This is a genomic window from bacterium (genome assembly GCA_021108215.1).
GTDB lineage: Bacteria > Oederibacteriota > JAAXVQ01 > JAAXVQ01 > JAUVAV01 > JAIORK01.
The window spans coordinates 1-23034 of the sequence record JAIORK010000023.1 but is presented as its reverse complement, the minus strand read 5'-3'; the positions used below and the strand labels follow the sequence as shown (position 1 = coordinate 23034).

The 23034-nt window shown below is 44.4% G+C and carries 20 protein-coding genes and 1 pseudogene; 1 reads left to right on the top strand and 20 read right to left on the bottom strand.

The annotated features are described in order from the left end of the window. Positions 1-7 precede the first annotated feature (7 nt). From K8S19_04475 to K8S19_04380, 20 genes and pseudogenes are all read right to left on the bottom strand, one after another. Positions 8-1036, bottom strand: coding sequence for a virulence RhuM family protein (locus K8S19_04475; protein MCD4812927.1), 1029 nt, complete (start codon positions 1034-1036; stop codon positions 8-10). A 273-nt stretch (positions 1037-1309) separates the two neighbouring features. Then, positions 1310-1564 carry an acyl carrier protein gene (locus tag K8S19_04470; GenBank protein MCD4812926.1) on the bottom strand — a complete coding sequence of 85 codons (255 nt, stop codon included), beginning with the start codon at positions 1562-1564 and terminating at the stop codon, positions 1310-1312. A 15-nt stretch (positions 1565-1579) separates the two neighbouring features. Continuing rightward, the gene (locus tag K8S19_04465) at positions 1580-2209 is read right to left on the bottom strand and encodes a hypothetical protein (GenBank protein MCD4812925.1); all 630 of its coding nucleotides are present in this window, start codon (positions 2207-2209) and stop codon (positions 1580-1582) included. Beyond that, the gene (locus K8S19_04460) at positions 2209-3378 is read right to left on the bottom strand and encodes a beta-ketoacyl synthase (protein ID MCD4812924.1); all 1170 of its coding nucleotides are present in this window, start codon (positions 3376-3378) and stop codon (positions 2209-2211) included. Before K8S19_04460 ends, K8S19_04465 begins: the two co-directional genes overlap by 1 nt. Next, positions 3375-3830, bottom strand: coding sequence for an acyl-CoA thioesterase (locus K8S19_04455; protein MCD4812923.1), 456 nt, complete (start codon positions 3828-3830; stop codon positions 3375-3377). Before K8S19_04455 ends, K8S19_04460 begins: the two co-directional genes overlap by 4 nt. A gap of 1 nt (position 3831) precedes the next feature. Beyond that, on the bottom strand, positions 3832-4218 hold the full coding sequence (locus K8S19_04450) for a hypothetical protein (protein MCD4812922.1): 387 nt from the start codon (positions 4216-4218) through the stop codon (positions 3832-3834). Positions 4219-4233: 15 nt separating this feature from the next. Beyond that, positions 4234-5289, bottom strand: coding sequence for a radical SAM protein (locus K8S19_04445; GenBank protein ID MCD4812921.1), 1056 nt, complete (start codon positions 5287-5289; stop codon positions 4234-4236). 12 nt (positions 5290-5301) lie between these two features. Continuing rightward, positions 5302-6198 (bottom strand): hypothetical protein, encoded by an 897-nt coding sequence (locus K8S19_04440; protein ID MCD4812920.1) that lies wholly within the window; start codon positions 6196-6198, stop codon positions 5302-5304. A gap of 5 nt (positions 6199-6203) precedes the next feature. Continuing rightward, a complete protein-coding gene (locus tag K8S19_04435) occupies positions 6204-6449 on the bottom strand; it encodes an acyl carrier protein (protein MCD4812919.1) in 246 nt (81 codons plus the stop codon). Positions 6450-6874: 425 nt separating this feature from the next. After that, positions 6875-9007 carry an RNA-binding transcriptional accessory protein gene (locus K8S19_04430; protein ID MCD4812918.1) on the bottom strand — a complete coding sequence of 711 codons (2133 nt, stop codon included), beginning with the start codon at positions 9005-9007 and terminating at the stop codon, positions 6875-6877. A 181-nt stretch (positions 9008-9188) separates the two neighbouring features. Further along, positions 9189-9542 carry a TfoX/Sxy family protein gene (locus K8S19_04425; GenBank protein MCD4812917.1) on the bottom strand — a complete coding sequence of 118 codons (354 nt, stop codon included), beginning with the start codon at positions 9540-9542 and terminating at the stop codon, positions 9189-9191. A 126-nt stretch (positions 9543-9668) separates the two neighbouring features. Then, positions 9669-9929 (bottom strand): hypothetical protein, encoded by a 261-nt coding sequence (locus K8S19_04420; protein ID MCD4812916.1) that lies wholly within the window; start codon positions 9927-9929, stop codon positions 9669-9671. 681 nt (positions 9930-10610) lie between these two features. Further along, positions 10611-13607, bottom strand: a complete 2997-nt coding sequence (locus tag K8S19_04415; protein MCD4812915.1) for a DUF294 nucleotidyltransferase-like domain-containing protein — start codon at positions 13605-13607, stop codon at positions 10611-10613. A gap of 202 nt (positions 13608-13809) precedes the next feature. Continuing rightward, a complete protein-coding gene (locus tag K8S19_04410; protein ID MCD4812914.1) occupies positions 13810-17055 on the bottom strand; it encodes a type I restriction endonuclease subunit R in 3246 nt (1081 codons plus the stop codon). 64 nt (positions 17056-17119) lie between these two features. Next, positions 17120-17431 (bottom strand): annotated as a pseudogene (locus tag K8S19_04405) (virulence-like protein). Further along, entirely contained in the window at positions 17421-17945 is a 525-nt protein-coding gene (locus K8S19_04400) for a transposase (GenBank protein ID MCD4812913.1), read from the bottom strand. Before K8S19_04400 ends, K8S19_04405 begins: the two are co-directional and overlap by 11 nt. Positions 17946-18118: 173 nt before the next feature. After that, positions 18119-19291, bottom strand: coding sequence for a restriction endonuclease subunit S (locus tag K8S19_04395; protein MCD4812912.1), 1173 nt, complete (start codon positions 19289-19291; stop codon positions 18119-18121). Next, the gene (locus K8S19_04390; GenBank protein ID MCD4812911.1) at positions 19288-20631 is read right to left on the bottom strand and encodes a putative DNA binding domain-containing protein; all 1344 of its coding nucleotides are present in this window, start codon (positions 20629-20631) and stop codon (positions 19288-19290) included. Before K8S19_04390 ends, K8S19_04395 begins: the two co-directional genes overlap by 4 nt. Then, complete coding sequence (locus K8S19_04385; GenBank protein ID MCD4812910.1) at positions 20628-22238, bottom strand: type I restriction-modification system subunit M; 1611 nt, start codon at positions 22236-22238, stop codon at positions 20628-20630. Before K8S19_04385 ends, K8S19_04390 begins: the two co-directional genes overlap by 4 nt. Positions 22239-22476: 238 nt before the next feature. Beyond that, positions 22477-22632, bottom strand: a complete 156-nt coding sequence (locus K8S19_04380; GenBank protein ID MCD4812909.1) for a ribbon-helix-helix domain-containing protein — start codon at positions 22630-22632, stop codon at positions 22477-22479. An 86-nt stretch (positions 22633-22718) separates the two neighbouring features. Here K8S19_04380 and K8S19_04375 point away from each other — a divergent pair, with 86 nt between their 5' ends. Beyond that, positions 22719-22901 (top strand): hypothetical protein, encoded by a 183-nt coding sequence (locus K8S19_04375; GenBank protein MCD4812908.1) that lies wholly within the window; start codon positions 22719-22721, stop codon positions 22899-22901. Positions 22902-23034: the final 133 nt, after the last annotated feature.

Below are 23034 nucleotides of genomic sequence, written 5' to 3'. Positions count from 1 at the left end.
ATTCTTCTTATCTTTTCTTTTTTACTTTTTTCTTGCTCTTATGTGTCAACTGCTTTGTCTTATCCAGTAGAGCATCAAAATCATTCCCTTCCATATCATAAACAAGCTTTCTTTTTCGAGCATACATTCCGTACTCTTTTCCTGCTTTATCCAGCGCGAGTTCATGAGATATTTTTCCCGCATGCGTCAATATCTCTCTTTCATTGATATGCATAAAACCATCCAACTTTTTTATCCAATTTTCCATATACATTGGAACACGCCGCATGGCCTGTCCTTGCGCAAATATTAAATATTGTTCAACAAGATTGTTTAAAGCTGCCAGCTCGTCCTCACTCAGATAATTCTTCGCGATCTCTGTGTCGTTTTTACGAATTTTTGTTCCCCGCCAATTTGTCAATCCCATATCCTTCTTTTTACTATCCGCGCGGAAATGAATAATCTCTGCCGCTGTCTGCCCGGTAATGGCCCAGTGCATCTTATTTTGAACCGTTTGAAAAAACGCAATGCTCATTTCCTCTGTAGGGTCATAATCAACACTGGTAGCATATATATCCGTAATTTTCTGGTAAAACCGCCGCTCAGACGTGCGTATATCCTGAATACGGCGCGCCAACTCATCAAAATAATCAAACGGCAAATCAGGATTTTTTAACCGCTCATCATCTAAAACAAAGCCCTTGACGATAAATTCCCGTAATTGCCGTGTCGCCCATTGCCTGAATTGTGTCGCCACTTTAGACTTAATGCGATATCCTACAGAAATAATCATATCAAGGTTATAATATTTAGTTCGATAGGATTTACCATCTGCTGCAGTTATCAAGAAATCCTTGACAACTTCTCGTTCTGAAAGCTCGCCTTCCTCCATCACATTCTTGATATGCAAACTTATGTTTTGTTTTGTTGTTTGAAACAATTGGGCCATCAACTGCTGAGACAGCCAAACGGTTTCATCCTGAAACCGGACATCAATCTTCGTCTCACCGGTTGCGATTCGGTAAATAATAAATTGCGACTGATTTTTTTCGTTCATATTTGATCCTTCATAATCAGATATCCCCACGTTAAAAAATTAAAAAGCAAAATAAAATTACGGAAATTCGGAATTGCTCAAGCTCCGCGATCCTTTCTCCAACAACTTCTTCCGCGACAGGTCACCTTCCGGCCATGCGCTTATGCCGGATTTTATATTATTTAAAAACAAAAAAACACTCTCCGGCATGCTCCTGCAAAAAACCAATCCACACTTGCGACTTGATTCATTGGCAGTGGGATGTCTGGTTTAGACATTCCGCTGCTCCCGGGATCATCCACGCTTCTGCGTAACATACTCCGCAATCGTGCGTATGGACTGGAACACTTTGCGTCCTACGGTGATATCCTCAAGCTTGATGCCATAATCTTTTTCCAGCATCACCGCCAGTTCCAACGCATCAATCGAATCCAACCCTAAGCCTTCCACAAACAACGGTGCCTCAGGATCAATCTTGTCAGGCGTCATGTGTTCCAGATTGAACGTGACAATAATTTTTTCTTTCAATTCCTGTATCAATGGCTCCATTCGTCTCTCCTTGCGTCAATCATTTCTCGACACTATTTTTCCCGCCAAAATGGCGGCCAACATATCTTGCGTGGAATAGGCCCGGATGTCCAAAAGTGGTTGGTCCCGGACCTCCGGTCCGATGTGAAGCGCGAAGCCTTCCATCCCGTGCAACAGACCGATATCACACGATACGATAATCCCCGAATCAATTTCTTGGTTCTCAATCCAGTGTTTTATCTGACTGATCATAGGTGCCAATGCCTTTTCCTGCCACATCACCAACGCAGGACCGGTCATCCCATAGCGGATCATCACCTCAGCCAAACCTGCCGAAGGCAGGGTATAGGGAAATAATTTAGGACTGGCCAGTTCAGGCGACGCCACCGCGCTGCGGTAATACTCCTGATCCGCTTCCAGACATCCGGTTGCTGTTGCCAGTACCACGCCAATATTTTCTTTGACAGGCGGCCGGCCCAACATTTTTTCCACTAAAATCGCAACACCCTGAGAAAACGGATCAAGCCGCGGGTAGCGCTCATAAACGCTGGAAAACACTTGCGCCCATTTGGGGAGTGTCCCCGGCTTTTCCGAAAGTTTTTTCCCGGTTTCACCCATCCTGCCGATTTCATTATTTGTACAATAGGCCGCAGAATAAATAAGCATCAAACCGCATCCTTCCCCTTCCGGGCCAAAGATAAAACAAGCGCCGCATTGAACCCGCCAAACCCGGCAAAAAGTGACAACCCCGCCCCAAGATCGGATAGCTCACGAGATTGATCAATAATAAAATCCAGTTTCTCTTCAATCCCGGGATTGGTCAAGCCAACCGTAGGCGGCGCTTGTTTCTGCGTAAGCGCCATCATTGTCATGACGGTTTCCAAAACACCGGCTGCTCCCAAGGTGTGTCCGCAACTGCCTTTTATCGTGGAAACCGGAACACGTTGGCGGTCAAACACCGCTGCAATGGCCTTGCCCTCCATGGCATCATTGTACAACGTCCCGGTACCATGGGCATTGATGTATCCAATGCGGGACCTTTCGACCTCTGCTTTTTTTAGCGCTTTTTGTATGGCAGCGATCAGACCGCGCCCATCGCGTGCCGGTGCTGTCAGATGCACCGCATCATTGGCCAATCCCCACCCCAACACATGCCCCTGGGTGGCAAGGGTGGTTGCTTTGCCCGGTCCGGCAATTAACACAGCAGCAGCAGCCTCACCCAGAGAAAGCCCCTGGCGCGCGGCATCAAACGGACGGCAAACTTTCGTATCCAAAGATTTTAAAGATGAAAAACCGGTGAGCACAAAATCAGACAGGACATCGACCCCAACCACCAGAGCTGCATCCGCCTCATCCGCTTGCAAAGCTTCACATGCATGGGCAATCGCGGCAGCGCCGGAGGCACATGCCAATGAGATCACCCGGAAAGAAACTGCAAAAGGCAGACTGCGACGAACCGCTTCCATAAATGCGAGCGCGTGGACGGGTGTTTTCTCCGGATGCTGCACACCTTGCTCAATACCCGTGAGATCTCCCTTGGTCGTGGCCAGAACAAATAAAACACGTGCGGTTTTAGCAACCGCTGCAAACTCAGGGCCTGCATCTGCCAACGCTTCCTGACAAGCTGTCAGCGTAAGTCTTTCAATCCATGCTGTGCCCGGCGTCGCCCACGCCGGGTCCACCTCGGCCGCCAGGCCGGTCTGGTAGCGCTGCGCATCAAACCGCGTCATGGATTTAATCGCGGTCTTCCCCTGACGCCATTGTTCAAATACTTCAATGCGGTTTTTTCCCAATCCCGCGATTGCGCCCATGCCGATTATCCGACATCCTGTCATTTAAAATCCGGTCCCCATTTGTCGTAGAATGTGCGAAGCAACGCAGGTTTGGTAATCAGGAGCTCGCCTCGGGGTGTGGTACAAACCTGGAGGGTTCTGCCTTCTGCCAGAAATATCCGGTCCGAAGCACGGCAAATCTCGTAATACATTTCCAATTTGGATGATTCATGATAGATAAAATAGGCCGTGATCTCCAGGCGATCATCCAACCTGCCGGGTGAATGGTAAAAAACCTGGGCTTCCACCACCGGTACAACCAGCTTGGCATTGATAAGGCTGGTATAATCCAACCCATATTTTTTTCCGAAGGCCTCACGCGCTACTTCAAAATAATGAATATAATTACCGTGCCAGACCATGCCCAAAGAATCAACCTCAGAAAACCGTACATCCAGCGTGATAACATGACTGAGCTTGGAAAGCGCAGCAGGATTTAATCGGCGCCGCATCATGTCACACCTCCCTTTTATAGAGAGTGATCGTTCCCCGGGCCACATCCCGGTCTCCCTGTGTGATACGTGCTGCATATAAAAAAAACGGATCAAGATTTCTCGCCTGAGTGATAGCCACGCGCACATCCCTTGCCGGATCCAGATCATGTAAAAACCGCATCTTACGCACCGCCACTAAATAGCCCTCTGTCGGCGGACGCTTTTTATCATGCTCAGATTTCCCCAACATGGCTGCCACTGCCTGGGCAGCTGCCTCAATCAATAAAAAAGGAGATGCCTCCGGACCGGGTGGGTCCATACAAACAACGCACGCCCGGTCTTCCATACTCTCAATTTTCGAAATCAGAACAGCCGGTTTTTTGTGGGGCAAAAAATCTTCCAAACTCATATTGGAATCCCTGTTTTAAGTATTTAAGTCTCCAACTTTGTTGGTGACTTTCCAACACAGCGAATCGGTGGCCAGATAATCCCCAGTCAACTGATACGCTGCACCACGGCAGCCATAACAGATGGCATGATGTTCACAGGTTTTGCATTCACCCTTGATGGTCTCGCGAATATTGCGTAAATCGCTGATTACCGGGCTGTTTTTCAAGATGGTGCCCAAAGACTGCTCCCGGACATTACCCACCTTGATATCCACGCCCGGGCAGGGGCTGATATTACCCAAAGAATCAACCGTGCAGGAATACAGATGACGCTGACAGGTCTCACCCAGCAAAGCCGGTGTGATCGGCCACTCATGCCCGAACTGCTCTTTATCCATTTTTTGAACTTCCAAGAAAACCTGTTGGACTCTTTCCAATGGCACATTGAGATTAGGAAAATCTCTTAGCCGGCCCTGAGGTGTCATCATTTCGATATAAGGAATATACTGATGGTTTCTGGCCCATTGCCAAATTTCAGGAATTTCATCTACATTCTGTGCACAAATAATCGTCTCAATTCCCAGCGGATGCTCCTTATCCGGATACCCTGCCTGATGCAGATGGGAAAGTGCTTCTTGAATCGCGGCATAGGTGCCGGGCCGGCCGGCTAGATAATCCTGGGTTGCTGGTGCAAAGCTGTTATATTTGACATTGACCGCAACCTGCATGGAAAAAAGAAACTCAGCCCAATCGCGATTCAGTAGTGTCCCGTTGGTAAAAAGGTCAACACCCAACCCGGTATTGCGGATATGGGCAATCAACGTACGCAGCTGCGGATAGATCAGCGGTTCCCCGCCGCCCAGTATAACAATCCGGCGCGCACCCAGTTCCTCCGCCTCAGCCACCACTTTGATCAATTCCGCATAGGTCAATTCGCCGCTTAGCGATTGACCTGAACTGGCATAACAGTACTTGCAAACCAGATTACAAGCTCGCGTCAATTCGAGTTCAAGTGTCAGCAACGCACCGGGTTTTTTGGCAACCGCCATAATTTCATCATTAGAAAAATCCGACATCCACTTGGTATACATGTAAACACCTCTTTACTGTTTCCAAAAATCGTACCAATTAAACCATTGCATTGGATACGCCTTTATAATTTTCTCCAAAGCACACACATAAACCGTCATGGCCTGACTCACAAACCCTGCACGGGTTTCAGCCGGATTTTTTATCACCGCCGGTTCGGCAACCAGTTGATAACGACGCCGCCCGGTTCTCATCGCAAAACAAACCACCAACGCAGCCTGTGAAATCGCTGCCAGCTGAAAGGGGCCTTCCGGAAAAGTTGCCGGATGCCCGAGAAATATTTCCCGGCGCACCCGCGACTTGGGAAAAAACCGGTCTCCATGCATGGCAACAATCTCGCCGCGCCGCAACGCCCGGAGCATCTCCACCCCGGCCATCTCATCATCCGAAAGATTAATGATCCCCAGCTTGCCGCTGCTGCTTTTGGGCAAATGAACCGAATGGGCATCTTTGCCGTGCATGAACATAGCAATCTGCACCGGAACATCAAGCCGTTTTTGTAAACAATTCCCCGCAATCTCCCAATTCCCGGCGTGGGCTGAGACCAGCAAGACTCCCTTGCCACGGGCAACGGCCTCACGAATATACGACTCACCGATAAACTCAAATGTAAAGGTCCCGCCGGTCTGCATAAAAACCGCTGCCCGGTCCAGCAATGTCCGGGAAAATTCCAAAAAGTGTCCGAAAACACCGGGTACCGACTGCCATTGCCAAAAGGCGGCAGCTTTGTTTAAATAGTTTTGCGAGGCACGAACGGCCGCTGAGGAAGTGAAGGTGAAATAGAAAGCAACCGGGTAGAGCAATACTCCGGCAAAATCACGGCCCACAATTTTCAATAAACTATAAAAAATCCAATGCCCCAGTGCTGTTCCCCGCTGCCGCTGCATCCACTGGTTCCGGGTTTGTTTCATATATATTAGTTCTGAGTTTTTTTAATAATTTGAGCGTAGATTTTTTCTACCGTATCGATCTCTCTGGCTTCAATCTCATCAATCTTAACTTGAAACGTTTTCTCCAGTGCCACCACCAGGTCAACCCCATCAAGACTGTCCAGACCCAATTCATCACGCAGATTCGCTTCCGGTTTAATCGAATTCGGCTCAAGCTCAAAATCTTCAATCAAAATATGATTGACCTGCTTAATAACTGACTGCTTATCCATATACCCCATTCCTCCGTAAAAAGTGCCAAATTATAGCATAATGCTATTGTTTTTCAAGCCATGTATCAGCTTCTGTTCGGAAATCTGAACATTTTTTCTACAACAATTGAATACTCTAAACAATAGTTGTTATGAATATATCATATTCTGTATTTTTAACAATTTTTTTTAAGCATTCGTGATCTGCATACTCTATATGACCAATAAATACATCTTTTCTTTCATTTTTTTATTTATTTTAATTACTGTTTTTCTACTAAAAATATCAACTTTTCAACAAAAAAGTGTCAAAAAATAACAAAAAGTATAACTATTATCTGTATTTATTGATTTTTAGTTAATTTTTCGCGACTTATAATCTGATTTAAGGTGTATTTATTTTACCAAAAGTGGCTGGCACTAATTCTAAAACTTGTCCTCTGGAACTAGCTCCCTTCAATTTGTGGCAAACCCTTCATGGTCAAGGATATTCGTCCTCGCTGCAGGTCAACTTCCAGAACTTTCACCTTGACCTGTTGCTGTACTTTCACATACTCTTTCGGATCTTTAATAAAATGATCACATAGTTGGCTGATATGCACCAGTCCATCCTGATGGACACCCACATCGACAAATGCGCCAAAATCAGCGACATTGGTGATCAATCCGGGCAAGATCATATCCGGTTCCAAATCAGCCGGTTTATGAATACCCTCAGCAAATGAAAAAATTTCGAATTTTTTTCGCGGATCACGGCCTGGTTTTTCCAATTCCGCCATAATATCATTCAAAGTGGGTAATCCCACTGCTTCTGAACTATACTGCTGCAAATCAATTTTGACGCGCAATTCTTTTTCGGAAATCAAATCCTCAACCTGACAGCCCAGATCCGCTGCCATTTTCGCGACCAGCTTGTACCGCTCCGGATGCACCGCAGTACGGTCCAGGGGATTACCGGCATTGGATATTCTCAAAAACCCGGCAGCTTGTTCAAATGCTTTATCCCCTAACTTCGGAATCTTTTTAAATTCTTTTCTGGATGCAAACTCACCATGCGTATTGCGATACTCGACTAAATTAATTGCCAACTTCGGTCCCAATCCGGAAATATAGGTCAGGATTTGTTTGCTGGCAGTATTGACATCAACACCCACTGCATTCACACAACTGAGCACAACATCATCCAGGCTTTGTTTTAATTCCTTTTGATTCACATCATGCTGATATTGACCCACCCCGATTGATTTCGGATCAATTTTCACCAATTCCGCCAAAGGGTCAATCAGGCGTCTCCCAATTGAAACCGAACCTCGTACCGTAATATCCTGGTCCGGCATCTCTTCTCTGGCAACCTCCGAGGCTGAATAAATCGAGGCGCCGCTCTCATTCACCATGAGAATCGGCATGGACAATCCCAGTGCTCGCAAAAAAGCTTCCGTCTCGCGGCCGGCAGTACCATTCCCCACTGCGATGGCCTCTATTTTATATTTTTTACATACCTCTGTAATCACCTTGCCGGCTTCCTTTTGTTTCTCAGATCCTGTGGTCGGAAAAATCGTGCAATTGAACAAAAGTTTTCCCTGTGCATCCAGACAGACCACTTTGCAGCCGGTTCTAAAACCCGGATCAATCGCCAGGACACGCTTCCGACCCAAAGGCGCGGCTAATAACAATTCCCTGAGATTTCCTGAAAACACTCCGATTGCCTGCGCATCTGCCATTTTTTTATAGTCAACCATGGTCTCGATTTGCAAAGACACATTCAACAAGCGTTGATAGCCATCCACCAACGCTTGCTCCATCTGCTCGCCGCTCGCACTCTGTGAATTTTTAAGATAGCGCCGGCGAATACTTGTAAGCGCGGCAGCTTCAACCCCGATTATTTTCACAACCAAGAAGCCCTCATCACGCCCCCGCCGAATGGCTAAAAAGCGATGCGACGGCATTTTGATTAATAATTCTTCCCACGCATAATAATCCCGATACTTGATCCCTGCGGCTTCCTTCCCCTTGATGACATGCGCACTCAGCTTGCCTTGATGGACAAATAACTTCCGCAGCTGTCCGCGTATTTCAGCATCTTCATTAATGCGCTCAGCAATAATATCCCTGGCACCTGCCAGTGCATCTTCCGGTGTCGCAACGTCCTTGTCTTCATCAACATATGTTTTTGCCAATTGGTGGATATCACTATTATCCTGTTTCAAAATAATTTCCGCCAAAGGCTCCAGCCCTTTTTCTTTGGCACTGCCGGCCCGGGTTTTTCGTTTCGGTTTGTAGGGCAAATAAAGATCTTCCAATACTGCCAAGGTCACAGCCGTATTAATCTTTTTTTCCAATTCAGGAGTATTTTTTTTCTGATCAACGATCGATTTGAGAATGGCTTCCCGCCGTTTTTCCAATTCAACCAATTGATGAAAGCGGTCACGAATGGCCGTAATCGCGACTTCATCCAGATCGCCGGTGGCTTCTTTTCGATAGCGGGCAATAAACGGAACCGTCGAACCCTCATCTAAAAGCCCTAAGGTAACCCGTATTTGCTGCGGTGTAATTTTCAATTCCAACTGGATTTGATCAATGAACTGAGGATTCACAAATACCTCGCATGCATTTATTTTGTAATTTGATCGGGGGTGAAAAGATAGCTTGTTTAATGATATTTGTCAAGCGGGCGGGATGATACGCCGAAATTATTTTCTGATTTCCCACACTCATTTTTCAATCGCTGGATAGGGTGTTTCCAAAATTCAGCTATACCCATTACCTTTTTTTCAACGTCACCTTGTGTTTCTTACTTTTCGGCTTGGGCTTGGGTTCGGGCAATTCACTGGCTGTAATCCGGATCAACTCACTTATCCATTCCCGGTCCTCCATCTTATCCTCAATCAAAAAACTTGGTTTGGCACCCGGATAGGCCGGGGCCTCAATCACCTCTCCTATAAACGCTCTTCCGCCTGCGGTTGGTTTCATAAAAACCTGGTTATCGCAGATGAGGGCAACGACTTTGTTGTCACTGTACAGCGCATACTCCCCAAACATCTTACGCACTGTAATACGCCCGGCGTTGATTATTTGGTCCACAATAAAATCCACAAAATCCTGGTCTGATGCCATGGTACACTCTCCTGAAAATTATGCTTAAGTGCTTAAATCAAATACGTTCCGGCTGCAAACAAAATAAAAAACCACAGGCAGATAACCTATATCTGCGCTGTGATTTTTGGGATAATGCTAGTGTGATTATTTGTTGGTGTCCATGTGGTATTTTACATCTGCATCCGTGCTTACCCCGCTGCCATCCGTCGAAGTGTTGACACGGGTTTCGGTATTTCCAACCTTAATTGTTTTCCCACCGGTAAGATTTGCGCTTTTATTAAGCGGATCAACGGTGGCACCCAGCGCCACTCCGGCGATTTCTCCCGCTCCGGATAAATTCAGGTTGGCACACCCGGAAATAGCCAACAAACACACCCCGGCTAAAACAATAATTGCCTTTTGCATAACATCCTCCTAAGTTTTTAAACGATTGCCCGACCAAACCGGTCTTTGCTGTATACGTTTAAAATAAGTTTTCATTATTTTATACTCATTGTAGTAAAATCGTCAACTCACACGATCAAATTTTTACCTGCCTTGTCTTGGGGAAAAATCACGATGTCTCCTATTACTGAGGAATTGATATTGAATTGCTTATTCGAACATTCGAACTCCGGCACCGACAATAAAGACTTTCACCGCTGAGGCACGGAGGGCACAGAGAAAGGCTTGTTAGGATAAAATCACAAAGGCAGAAAAACCAATGATCTTATTTTTTGCGTTTAACCCTACAGAAGATTTAAGCAGTTGATTTCCCCGTGGTCACCGTGAACACCGTGGTAAGATTTTTTTGCTTTTTTAAAAACATTTACCACGGAGGACATCCTGCTCTCTGATATCTAATCCGCTGAATCCCAGAACCGGCGGAGGGCTCGGAGAAGTCGCAAAACTACTAGGATAAAAACGGAAATCCATGTAAGTTTGTTGGCATCCTTTTTTGAATGTATACAAACTCTTGTGCACCCCAAAAATACCCTTTAACCAACTATTCCTGACACCCTTTCCCCTTTGCCTTTCGCAAAGCATAGTGTCGCCTATAACCGTATCACCGAACTACGTCCCGTATCCCACGCGTCCTCCCCAAGATTATATGGTTTCCCCGCCCAAGAAATCCAACCTAATCCTTTCCTGGATCATGTCAATCTCCTTGAAACATTCCTTAAGTACAGCTTCATCAACATGACCAAGCAAGGATGGATCTATGAAATTATCAGGTGCTCTACCTTTGTGGATTGTTTGAACCTGATATCTTAATCTGAGCCTTGTCAGAGCTTCAAAAACAGTCAGGATATCGTGAAATTGGGATGGCAGAATCACGCCCTGGTCGGACATTGCCGATAACCGTTCCTGGGTGGATGGGAATGAAATCCCTTTCTGGATTGAATACAACCTGGTAAAACTGACAACAGGTATCATGACGGCCTTTAGATCAAGCTGTCCTGTTTTCTCTTTTGAACCTCCCACTGTCACAATGTTACCGAAAAGCCGGGTAGGCGATTTATAAAGGAGGGCATTTCTTGCAACTTGCATTAAAAACCTTGGTGTTTTTCTGATCTGCTCCTGGATATGCTCTCGAAGACGCTGCTGAATCATCTCCGACTCATCAACGATACAGCGAAAATCGTAAACAATGTTGAATTGCATGATGTCATTCTCTTCGGCTTTTGTGATCCAATCCGTCACGTATCCTTTCCATACCTCCAAGGGTTGACACCACTTCGGATTGTTGGCCATGACAAAGCTTTTGCAATTGAGAAAACCCGACTTTTCCAAATTGTCACAGACTTGTCCGCTTAAAGCTGCAAAGTAACTAGCTACTTGTGTGTCACTACTATGCACAGTCGATTCATAAATGATAGCATTGTCCTGATCTGTAAAAAGGGTCTGCTCCTTGCGTCCTTGACTGCCCAAGGCCACAAACGCGAAACGGACAGGGGCTGGCCCCAAATTCGCCTGTGCCAGTTCTATGAATTTAATTGTCGCAGAGTCGGTGATCGAGGAAATCATCATCGTTATGGCCGAAGGAGATGCTCCACTTTCCAGCATGGAATGAACCATCTCCGGTGTCCGCTCACAAAGGGTGATAACCTGGGGTGTCGATGACGCCTGTACTATTTTCCGTGATACATCCTCCGCAATCGCTGAGGGCAGGTTCAATAACCTTTTTAATAGTCCGCTTGAATCAGGCATTGATGACGCACTGGTATCTTCTGACTTGCGGACGAGTATGACAAAATTTCCAGAATGGTTTTCCGATATTCCCTTGAGTGTCATTCGACAAGGCAGGTCTGTAGCATCCCGTCTCCGAAGAAATGTGTCCCTATAGGTCCCTGCATCAGTCTTCAACGTAGAAAATTCTTGGGTGGAGATCCGCGGGAAAAGTTCACGCCAGTCGAGTAATCCCAATTCTTCAGAATCGCACCCAATAAATTGGAGGAAGATGGGGTTCGCATAGGCACATCGGTTGTTTCTTACAATGAGGACGCCCTCTGTTGCGGCCTGAACCAGAGAGAGGTAGCGTTCGTTTGATTCTTTCAGTCGCCGTTCTGCTAACAATCTCATGCGCTCGGTCCTCAGCCCTCCACGCAGCATGGTGAGCAGTAGAAGGATTAATACGGCAATGATCACAAGCATGGCAGAGACAATCCTCATTTGCAACGTCTTGATCTCTTTGTGAACGTCATGCATATAGAGTCCTGTTCCAATCACCCATTCCCAAGGTTTGAAAAGCCGGATGTACGACTCTTTTGCTTCCAGTCTGGAAGGATCGTCCTTCCATTGCCAGACGTAATCAACATACCCTTCACCGTCGGTTCGGACTTTGTCTGCAAAAACTTTGAAAATGTATGTACCACGGGGGTCTTTGAAGTCTGAAAGATCCTGACCCTCAAGGTCACTCCTGTAAGGATGCATGATCATCCGTGGTGTCAGGTCCTGCAACCAGAAATAATCTTTTCCTTCCTTGCCATATTTCAGCGCACGTGTCCTTTCGATCACTTGTGCACGCGCATCCGACGGAGATATCCGACCCAATCTGATTTTATTATCCGCCTCATCAAGCATGCTCCATACCGTGTTTGTCAATTCCCGAATCATCTCCCGCTTTCGGTCCATTAACCCCTTCTCATATCCCGGCAGAAATATTCCGAACAGGGCTACGATGAAAAGGAATACGGCAGCCAAAGCGGGTGCTATCATCCAGATAAAGAGACGAGTTTTATTGGTTGGATTTGCGGAAGACGAAGCGCTTTGCGTGTTAGCAGCATGGGCAGAAGGTTTTTTTCTGCTCATTTTGCGCTGTTTGAGCAAACAATCTCGGAACGTTCGCCATTCATCTTCCGGGATGTCAACGCCGACTTCGGGTCCTGTACTCCCTGAATAGCCATGGTGGTCCGTTCCTCCAGAGACAAGCAGAGCTTTCGATGGAACCATAGGTTCCCCCGACGCAAACGCCGATGCGTTTTGCCGGCCCCTCCTATCCGATTCAGGGGCTTCGCCCCCGAACCCCCGCTCTCTATTTATAGAGAGCCCACATTGGTATTGGTTCGCTAAAGCATGTAAAATTTCCTGTTGTTCGGAAGTGGATTGAGAATGATAGACTTCGATTCCATCCAGGCCGTGTTCAACAAGATCAGCGATAAGTGATTCAAGTTTGGGACGATCAGGTTCTGTCTGGAAAGGATGGGCCAAGATGACTACTCCACCGGCCTCATGAACGGTCTGTATCAGATTTTCCAATTCTTTTGGTCCTGCCACTGCATGGATAGTTCTATTTGGTAAGAGGCTCTCTTTAATGGCGGTTACCGCTTCCCTGAGGGATGCGTCCTCCTTGTCAAAGCCGTAACAGAGAAGATGAATTTCTTTACTGCCATACCGTGCTGTCAATTCAAGACCGCTGACAAAACCGATACCATTACGGTCACACGCCGATTCGAAAGCGTCCAATCCATCCAATGTGTTATGGTCTGTCAGGGACGCATATTTCACGCCTGTGACGGCACAGACTTGGGCAATCTTGTCAGGACGCCACTCACCATCACTATGGGATGAATGGCAATGCAGATCAACTTTCACAGTTTTCATCAGTTCAACGCATACCCTTTTTTAATAAAATCCTGACTTCCCCTTGAAAAACGACTAAGGCAATTTTTGACCTCATCTAAAAACCTCCTTGTTAAATCAAAAAACTGAAAAAATGGGGACATTGGTACTTATTCCCGAAGGCCATTTTTTCAAAATGCTTATTCGAATATTCGAATTCCGGCGCCAACTATGTCCCGTACCATTAACGAGTCAATTCTTCTGCAATCAATTCCGCCTGTTTAAGTACGGTCTCAGTCGCTAATTTCTGCATATCCGGTGGATAGCCAAATTGGCGCAGGGTTCTTTTCACAATCACTTTCAACTTGGCTTTCACGCTCTCTTTTATAGTCCAATCAATTGCTGCATTGGCCTTCACTTTCTCAAACAACACAACAGCCAATTCCCTTAGTTTGTCTTTTTGCATGACTTCTTTGGCACTGTCATTGTCGGCAATGGCTGTATAAAAGGCATATTCAGCAGCTGACAAACCCAGTTCTTCAGGTTCTTTTTCCATTTCTTTTATATGCTTACTGATCTCAATGAGTTCTTCAATAACTTCAGCGGCCGTAATGATTTTTTGATGATAGCGTTTGATGGAATTTTCCAGCATCTCGGCCAAGGACTTGCCTTGCACCAGATTTGTCCGCAGCCTTCCTTTGATTTCATCATTCAGGAGTTTTTTCAATACTTCGATGGCAATATTTTTGTGTTGCATGTTTTTGACTTCCAACAAAAATTCCTCGGAGAGGATGGAGATATCCGGTTTCTTGATGCCGGCTGCATCAAAGACATCAATCACCTGGTCAGTGACCAGTGATTTGTCAATCACCTGCCGGATGGCACTTTCAATTTCCTCATTTGTTCTGCCGGAATCTTCCCGGTCAAATTTAATTAAACGTGATTTAACTGCCTGGAAAAACCCCACTTCATCTTTCACATCCATGGCTTGTTCATGCGGTACGGAAATTGAAAATGCCTTGGACAAAGCAGCCACAGCGTCAATATAGCGTTTCCTGCCGTTTTCCAGACCAAGAATATGCTCTTCTGCTTCCAATATCATCGTCAGTTTTTTGCCGGTGTCGGCATCAAAATAATCCTCATAAGCAAAACCATGAAACATTTGAGCGACCACTTCCAGATTTTCATGCATTTTTTGAACTGCCTGTTCCTGGGTAATGGCCGGATCACCTTTCCCGCCATTATCTGAATAAAACGAGAGTGCTTTTTTCAGATCAGAGGCAATACCCAGATAGTCAACAATCAGACCACCTTCCACTTGATTATACACACGGTTAACACGTGCTATGGCCTGCATAAGATTGTGGCCTTTCATGGGTTTGTCAATATACAAGGTTTTCAGACATGGCGCATCAAATCCGGTCAACCACATATCCCGCACAATAACAACTTTGAGTTCATCTTCCGGATTTTTCATTCGCTCTGCCAATACTCTGCGTTCATCTTTACTGGTATGATGTTTGGCCATCTTTGGCCCATCAGAAGATGCCGCTGTCATGACCACTTTGAGTGTGCCTTTTTTCAAATCAGCATGATGCCAATCAGGTTTTATTTTAATCATTTCTTCATACAAATCAGCTGCAATGCGTCGGGACATGGTCACAATCATGGCTTTACCATCAAATCCGCTCTGGCGCTTCTCATAATGTGCGATCATATCCTGCGCGACTTGCTTGATTCTGTCCTCACTGCCTATCAATGCCTCCAGTTGCGTCCATTTAGCTTTAACTTTTTGTGTATCTGAAAGATCAGCCTTTTCCAGATCATCGTCCAATTCAGCGACCAACTCTTTGCCTTGCTCACTCAGATGAATCTTAGCCAGCCTGTTCTCATAAAATATCCTGACAGTGGCACCATCTCCGACTGCCATAGACACATCATATACATCTACATAATTCCCAAACACAGCCGGTGTGTTCACATCTGTTTTCTCAATCGGTGTGCCGGTAAAACCCAGGTAGGTTGCCTTTGGTAAGGCATCTCGCAAATATTTGGCAAAACCATAGACTGTTTTCTTGCCGATTACATTTCCCTGCTCATCTTTGTCATCAATGGTCTTGGCTTTAAAACCATACTGTGTGCGATGTGCTTCGTCTGCAATAACAATAATATTTTCCCGGTCTGATAATTTTTCATAGACATTGCCATCTTCCGGCTGAAACTTGTGTATGGTGGTAAACACAATTCCGCCAGACGCTACCTTTAATAAATCCTTAAGGTTGTCACGATTTTCAGCCTGAACCGGTTCCTGACGAAGCAATTGCCTGGAAGCGGCAAAGGTATCAAAGAGTTGATCATCCAGATCATTCCTGTCAGTAATGACCAAAATAGTAGGATTATCCATAGCCAAAACAATTTTACCGGAATAAAAAACCATGGACAGCGATTTGCCGCTGCCCTGGGTATGCCAAATAACTCCGCCTTTGCGATCACCCTCAGGTTGTTGACTGACACCTGGGACGCTGTAACTTTCCGGTGATTCCATAACCCGTAGGGGCGAATAATCATTCGCCCCTACAAAACCGGACGCACGCAGCGTGGATTCAACTGCGCGGTTCACAGCATAATATTGATGATAAGCAGCTAACTTTTTGATTGTCTGTATCGTAATAATTCCGGTCTCTCTGTCTTCTTTCCTGGATTTTTCAAAAACAATAAAATAGCGGATAAGATCAAGTATAGTTTTTGTATCCAACATACCTTTAATCAATGTTTCCAATTGTCCGATCAGAAGAGATGCCTCAACCTTACCGTCTGATGTCTTCCAAAACATAAAGCGGTTGAAGTCTGACGAAATGGTTCCAGCCCTGGCTTCCAAAGCATCGGAAATAACAGTAAAGCTGTTGTAAGTAAAAAGAGCTGGAATGGTATTTTTATAGGTCTGGATTTGTTTAAAAGCTGATTTAACAGTAGCATGTTCGTCAGCAGGATTTTTAAGTTCAATAACCACCAAAGGCAGTCCATTCACAAAAAGCACAACATCCGGCCGTTTTGTAGCCCCTCGGTCCCCTAAAGGGGATGAATTTTTAACAGAAAATTGATTCACCACTAAAAAATCATTGTTAGCCAGATTTTTGAAATCAATTAGCCAAACATAATCTCCCCGGTTATAGCCGCCTTCTTGTTTGCTGATATTGACACCTTCGGTCAGCAGGCGGTGAAAAGCTTCGTTATTGGTAATAAGTTCCGGGGAATTGAGTCTAAGGATTTGTTTGATCGCATCTTCTTGATTGTCTTGAGAAATTATTGGATTAATCCTGCTAACCGCACTTTTCAGCCGATCAATTAGTACAACATCCTCAAACTTCTCCCGCTCCGGTGTCTCGCTGTCAGGAGCGATATCAGGACCATAAATGTATTCATAGCCCTGCTTTTCCAGAAGCGTAATGACGAATTTCTCGATCTCAGATTCGGTTATTTTAGTTGTCATCTTTGTCTTCCTTCTCAGTATATTCGCAGGGTTCAAAATATTGAACCCCTACAAATTCGGCCTAATTAACCCGATAGCCTACTGAAATAATGGCATCAAGGTTGTAAAATTGGGTTAGGTATTGCTTGCCATCAGCAGCAGTATTCCGGAATTTCCAGAATACTGCATTTTCCTCTAATTCCTCATTTTGAAAGATGTTTTTAAAGTGTTCACTAATCGTTCGAACATCCACATCAAACAACTCAGCCATAAGCTTCTGGGTCAGCCAGACGGTTTCAGCCTCATATCGGGCCTCGATGCTCTGTTCCCCTGTCTGGCTGGTGAAAACCAGAAACTCTGCTGTGCTGTTGCGGATCAACTGGGTTTTATTTTTCATAATATTCATCATCATTCCATTTCAAAGGATTATTTATTATGTATTCGGAAATATTTCGATGTGATTCCTCATCGCGGATAACATGTTCATAATAATTGCGTTGCCAGACAGGCACCCCTGGCATATTGCGAATTTGATTGATTTTTTTTGTACAGGCTGATTTAAAACCAGCGACCAACGAGGATAATGTGGCTGCACCCATATGAATTCGCGGTTCTTGTAGGGGCGAACGGCCGTTCGCCCCTACTATGCGTACAATCCCATGAAAATGATTTGGCATAATCACAAATACACCCATTTCAATTTCTTTGCGAATGGTTTGTGATTTAATCCATTCATCATTTATAATTTCTCCTACCTCATTTAAAACCATGCCATCATTATCAATTTTCCCAAACAAACATTCACCTTTATAGGAACAAATAGTTATAAAATACAACCCGGCCTGCGAATAATCATACGCTTTTAACCGGATTGATCTGCGATGATGAACCACAGAATTATTTAATGTCATAATCAATTCATTTCCGTAGGCACACGATGCATCGCGCCCCTACCATCGGATTGTCAAATTGCGGTTCAGTATTCGTAGGGGTTCAATATTTTGAACCCCTACTTGTCCGGCGCATGCCGGATGCAACGTCTCTACGGTTCGTGGCGAATTTGTATGATCTGCCATCTTTTCTTTCATACTTTCACCCTAACTTCCCCACTCATTAATTTCGGTAACAGAGAATCTCGTATATCAACAAGACTTTTCATTTGTTTGTTATTTCCAATAATCTTATCTATTAAAGGACTAATTATTCCACTCATTTTCGCCAATATTTCATTATCAGGAACTGAAACCATAGCGTTTTCTAAATCATTTCGTTTTATATGTCCCATAGTAGTCGCATGACTTAAAGATATAGTGATGAATTCTTCTAAATAATGCTTGCACCACAAATAATAAAGCCATTGGGGATATTTCACCGATGTTACTTTGAATAAATGCTGATTTAATATACATTCAGAACCATCCCATATTTTAACCATCAAGGACGCTGACCACGAGAAAATCACATCTCCATTTTTCACAATATACTCTGGACTAATATTTGAGGTAGCCCAATCACAATCATCTGAAATACCATTTCGTAATTCTTTAATCTTCAATACCGGTAGCTTATCAACCTTATTCATGGGCGGATATTTTTGACACGCTATTCCATTTAAAAATTCCGCTATCGATGTTAACGGCTTCTCCTCCCACCCCTCTTGAGGCGCAGCCTCAATAAACCACTGTCTAAAAAGCGTTTCAGCCATGGATTCGAGGGTTTTGTTTTGGCGATGGAGGAGATCGATTTTGTCATCCAGGCTGGAAAGTACTGAGGCGATGGCGCGTTGTTCGGGGAGAGGGGGGAGATTAATTTGAATACTTTCTATCATCCCCTTCGTCAAAGCTCTTCTTGTCGCCCCGATTTCAGAATGCGATAGTAATTCCTCTTTTATTGATATTAAATAATAAAAAATAAATCTATAATCTACTTCCGACGGATCTGACCTTACAATAGAAACATGTTGATTAACTCTTGCAGGCAAGATTTGGCGAGGTACAATACAACATCGAGCGACACTGTCACCTGTTATATTCAGCAATACATCTTTTTCTTCCACAGTAACATTATTTAATTCTTCAGCTTGGTTATCATCGATAAATGCTAATCCTGATGTAGAAAAACTAAAATCATTAATATTCTGACTACGTATTAATGATATCCCACTTTCTTTATACGCATTGCTACCACCACGTGGTGTAGCACCGCTCCCGATTTTGGTAGTTAGTGAGACTAATTTACATTCTTTCCACTCCCTCATCCCACAATCTCCCAATGTCCGCCCTTATCTGGGCCAATACGGCGGATAATGCCCTTGGCCTGCAGTTTACTAATCTGTTTTTCTACTGCCCTGGTAGTCAGTCCTACTTTTTCTGCAATAACTGGAATAGTGATCTGATTATCCTCTTTAATAAGCTTGATTATTTTCACCGAACTTTTCACCGAACTTTTCACCGAACTTTTTTTAATGTGATCGTCTTTCTTACCCGACGATCCAGCTTCCGGTCTAAAAAATGTCACAGTAAAGCCGCTTTTAATTTTCGCGAAAATAACCCTGACTCCTGCAGCTTTGCATTCCTGGCTAATACGCTTAAGCCCTGAGCCCCACTTTTCTACATCTTCTGAGCGAAACAGTGTTTCGGCGATTAATGGATTGCGCGGAAGACTGGCTTCTGTGCCTTTGATAAAATCTTCTGGCGAATACTCATAAGGAAATTGGCCGGGATTAAATATCTCGATCCTATCTTTATAGACCGCAATCTCGTTGCTCTTTGGATTGGTAAAATCACGATGACACAACGAGTTAATAATCGCTTCTTTAATAGCACGCACGGGAATTTCGGGTATTTCAATTCTTTTACTACCAGAAAGATCTGCCCGCCAGTTGATATGCTCTTTCACGTAGAGCTCGCATTTCTCAATAAGTTCGAAAAGCGTGCCATTAAAACGTTGAATATCAAGAAATGTTATTTTATCTTTACCGGCAAAAACAGCGGCCTGCACTTCGACACGATTATCTTTACAAAAAAGCACCTGACCGGCATTAAGCAATTTTTGTCCTTTAACCAGGTTCAGCTTTTGAAGGACACTTTTTACAGAATCAAAAGAAAAACTAATCCGCCCGGCCTCCTGCCCTCTTTTAACAAATTCCCGAATGGTTGAGGGCGCTGCTTTAGCTAGAGACGCTTCCGAAATTTCGCCACCCCATGAATACACATAATGATTTCTCTTTTCAACAAGCCGTCTTAATTCTGCAACTGAAAGCTTTTTATCTTCTTCACCTGCACGCAGATAAAAGCGTCCATAGGCAGCGTAAAGATGATCAGCTCCGCTAACATTGACAACAATGCACTTCTTGCCGTTAATAGTCTGTTTCATTATCTCCGGGAAAATTTTAGGTTCCAAATGATCGCCAATGGTTTTAGAAATATCCTTGATCGTTGACTTTCCGATTTGCTGACCTACAACAGTGCCAACATCATTAATGCCAAAATACACTGTACCTTTGTCATGTTGATTAAGCATGGCACAAATGGAAATAACAGCTTCTTTCAACTCAGATGTTGATTTTTTTAATTCTATGATTTCACTTTCTCTCATCCCAGTTTCACCTTTTTCAGATTCTCCAATATAAGAGCATTTAGCTTTTCTTCTTCTTTTAACTGTTCTTTGAATTCTTTTTTGAGTGTTGTGAAGCGCTCTTTAAAATCAAAGTCATCTTCTTCCTCTGCCAGTCCTACATAGCGTCCGGGGGTGAGGACATAATCAAGTTCGCGGACGCGGTCAATGGAAGCGGAATTGCAGAAACCTTTTATGTCCTGATATTTATATTTTTGTAGGGGCTCAATATTTTGAGCCCCTACCTTTAATTTTTTTTCATGTGTAGATTCCCGCCATTTATGATAGGTATCTGCGATTTTATTTATGTCTTCATGGGATAATTCTCTGGTTCTGCGATTGATAAGATGCCCTTCGTTTCTTGCATCGATAAAGAGGATTTCATCAGTACGGTTTTGTGAGGGCAAATGTTTATTTGCCCCTACCTTATCCCTACGTAAAAACCAAAGACTCGCCGGTATCTGCGTATTAAGAAAAAGCTTGGCAGGCAGATTGACGACACAGTCCACCAGCCTGGCTTCGATTAACGCTTTGCGGATATCGCCTTCCCCGGATGTCTTGGATGTGAGTGAGCCTTTGGCCAATACGAACCCGGCTATACCACGCGGACTCAGGTGATATAAGAAGTGCTGTATCCAGGCATAGTTGGCATTTCCGCCAGGCGGTACGCCGTGTTTCCAGCGTCCGTCTTTGCGCAGCAAATCACCACTCCAGTCGCTGTCATTAAAGGGCGGATTGGCGATTACATAATCCGCTTTCAGGTCTTTGTGGGAATCATTTAAAAAAGAACCTTCGTTGTTCCATTTAACCTGCGAACTATCTATCCCTCGAATAGCCAGATTCATCTTTGCCAGACGCCAGGTGGTATGGTTGCTCTCCTGACCGTATATGGAGATGTCATTGATTTTTCCTTTGTGGTTTTCCACAAATTTTTCTGATTGGACAAACATGCCGCCTGATCCACAGCACGGATCAAACACACGACCTTTGTAAGGTTCCAGCACCTGGATTAATAATTCAACAATGCTTCGCGGTGTATAAAATTGCCCACCCTGTTTTCCTTCTGCCAGAGCAAATTCACCCAGGAAGTACTCGAACACATGTCCCAAAACATCCGCGCTCCTGGCTTTGGCGTGTTCCATGGCAATGTTACTTATTAAATCAATCAGCCCTCCGAGATTGGTTGGATCAAGATTGCCTCTGGCAAAGACTTTTGGCAATACATCTTTGAGGGAGGGATTTTCCCGCTCAATGGCATCCATGGCAGCATCTACGGTTTTACCAATGGTGGGTTGTTTGGCATGGGATTTCAAAAAACTCCAGCGTGCCGAGGGTGGGACAAAGAATACATTTTCCGCTTTATATTCATCTTTATCTTCCGGATCAGCACCTTTATATTCGCCTTTGCCTTTTTTCAAAACATCATGCAATGCTTCAAATGCCTCGGAAATGTATTTAAGGAAAATCAGGCCCAATATAATATGCTTGTACTCAGCAGCATCAATATTTTTTCTTAACTTATCAGCAGCTTTCCAGAGCTGTTTTTCGATGGGTTCTTGCTTGGTAGTGGTTTTCTTTGCTTTTACCATGATATTCCTTTTTGTATTTATTATTATCTTTAGATACTTTGATTTATATACCCCCAACCTCCAAATTGTACATTTTTATGTGCTTCTCCACCAGGAAAAATGCTTGTTTTATGTAGAGTAATCTACTGATACTTCGACTAGTTCAGCAATCTCACTAACCAACTCGATAATCACGATGTGGATTTATTCACCTTGGGCGCGATGCATCGCGCCCCTACGATAATTGAACAATTGAGGATTATTTCTTTTTGAGGTGGTCTTCTATGATTTTGGCGACGATCCAGGAGATGGAGCGGTCTTCCCTGGCGGCAATTTTCTGGAGGGCTTTTTTAGAGTCTTCAGAAATACGGACACTGATAAACTCACTCTTCTTTATGGTCTGTTTTTTCTTCATAGGTATATCTTGTAACACATTTTATACTTGACATCGTGATATATCAGGTATACCTTTTAAGCAAACAGATTCATACGAGGTGATTTATGCAATTACTCCGTTCTTCGATTCCAATGGTTTTGGAGGTTGACCATGTTGACATCAATGTCCTGCATCTGGCTTTGCATGAGTTCAAGGATCGCCTGAAGCGCAGGCGGGATACGCGGTACAGGAAGGAGATGTATGAAAGGCTGAACCGGATGATTGCACTGGTGGATTTGATGATGTGAATTCAAGAGCGACTCACCACAGAGACGCGGAGTGCACGGAGAAAGGCAAAATCAATCGAGGGTAAAGGCATAAAAACATTCACCACGGAGTGCACAGAGCTCACGGAGAAAGGCTTGTTAGGATAAAATCATA

Coding starts and splice junctions, on each gene's coding strand:
- K8S19_04375 (MCD4812908.1), top strand. CDS start 22,719: ATGCAATTACTCCGTTCTTCGATTCCAATGGTTTTGGAGGTTGACCAT.
- K8S19_04435 (MCD4812919.1), bottom strand. CDS start 6,449: ATGGATAAGCAGTCAGTTATTAAGCAGGTCAATCATATTTTGATTGAA.
- K8S19_04400 (MCD4812913.1), bottom strand. CDS start 17,945: ATGACATTAAATAATTCTGTGGTTCATCATCGCAGATCAATCCGGTTA.
- K8S19_04475 (MCD4812927.1), bottom strand. CDS start 1,036: ATGAACGAAAAAAATCAGTCGCAATTTATTATTTACCGAATCGCAACC.
- K8S19_04390 (MCD4812911.1), bottom strand. CDS start 20,631: ATGAGAGAAAGTGAAATCATAGAATTAAAAAAATCAACATCTGAGTTG.
- K8S19_04455 (MCD4812923.1), bottom strand. CDS start 3,830: ATGATGCGGCGCCGATTAAATCCTGCTGCGCTTTCCAAGCTCAGTCAT.
- K8S19_04460 (MCD4812924.1), bottom strand. CDS start 3,378: ATGACAGGATGTCGGATAATCGGCATGGGCGCAATCGCGGGATTGGGA.
- K8S19_04440 (MCD4812920.1), bottom strand. CDS start 6,198: ATGAAACAAACCCGGAACCAGTGGATGCAGCGGCAGCGGGGAACAGCA.
- K8S19_04415 (MCD4812915.1), bottom strand. CDS start 13,607: ATGAAAACTGTGAAAGTTGATCTGCATTGCCATTCATCCCATAGTGAT.
- K8S19_04450 (MCD4812922.1), bottom strand. CDS start 4,218: ATGAGTTTGGAAGATTTTTTGCCCCACAAAAAACCGGCTGTTCTGATT.
- K8S19_04470 (MCD4812926.1), bottom strand. CDS start 1,564: ATGGAGCCATTGATACAGGAATTGAAAGAAAAAATTATTGTCACGTTC.
- K8S19_04380 (MCD4812909.1), bottom strand. CDS start 22,632: ATGAAGAAAAAACAGACCATAAAGAAGAGTGAGTTTATCAGTGTCCGT.
- K8S19_04385 (MCD4812910.1), bottom strand. CDS start 22,238: ATGGTAAAAGCAAAGAAAACCACTACCAAGCAAGAACCCATCGAAAAA.
- K8S19_04420 (MCD4812916.1), bottom strand. CDS start 9,929: ATGCAAAAGGCAATTATTGTTTTAGCCGGGGTGTGTTTGTTGGCTATT.
- K8S19_04425 (MCD4812917.1), bottom strand. CDS start 9,542: ATGGCATCAGACCAGGATTTTGTGGATTTTATTGTGGACCAAATAATC.
- K8S19_04395 (MCD4812912.1), bottom strand. CDS start 19,291: ATGAGGGAGTGGAAAGAATGTAAATTAGTCTCACTAACTACCAAAATC.
- K8S19_04410 (MCD4812914.1), bottom strand. CDS start 17,055: ATGACAACTAAAATAACCGAATCTGAGATCGAGAAATTCGTCATTACG.
- K8S19_04445 (MCD4812921.1), bottom strand. CDS start 5,289: ATGTATACCAAGTGGATGTCGGATTTTTCTAATGATGAAATTATGGCG.
- K8S19_04465 (MCD4812925.1), bottom strand. CDS start 2,209: ATGCTTATTTATTCTGCGGCCTATTGTACAAATAATGAAATCGGCAGG.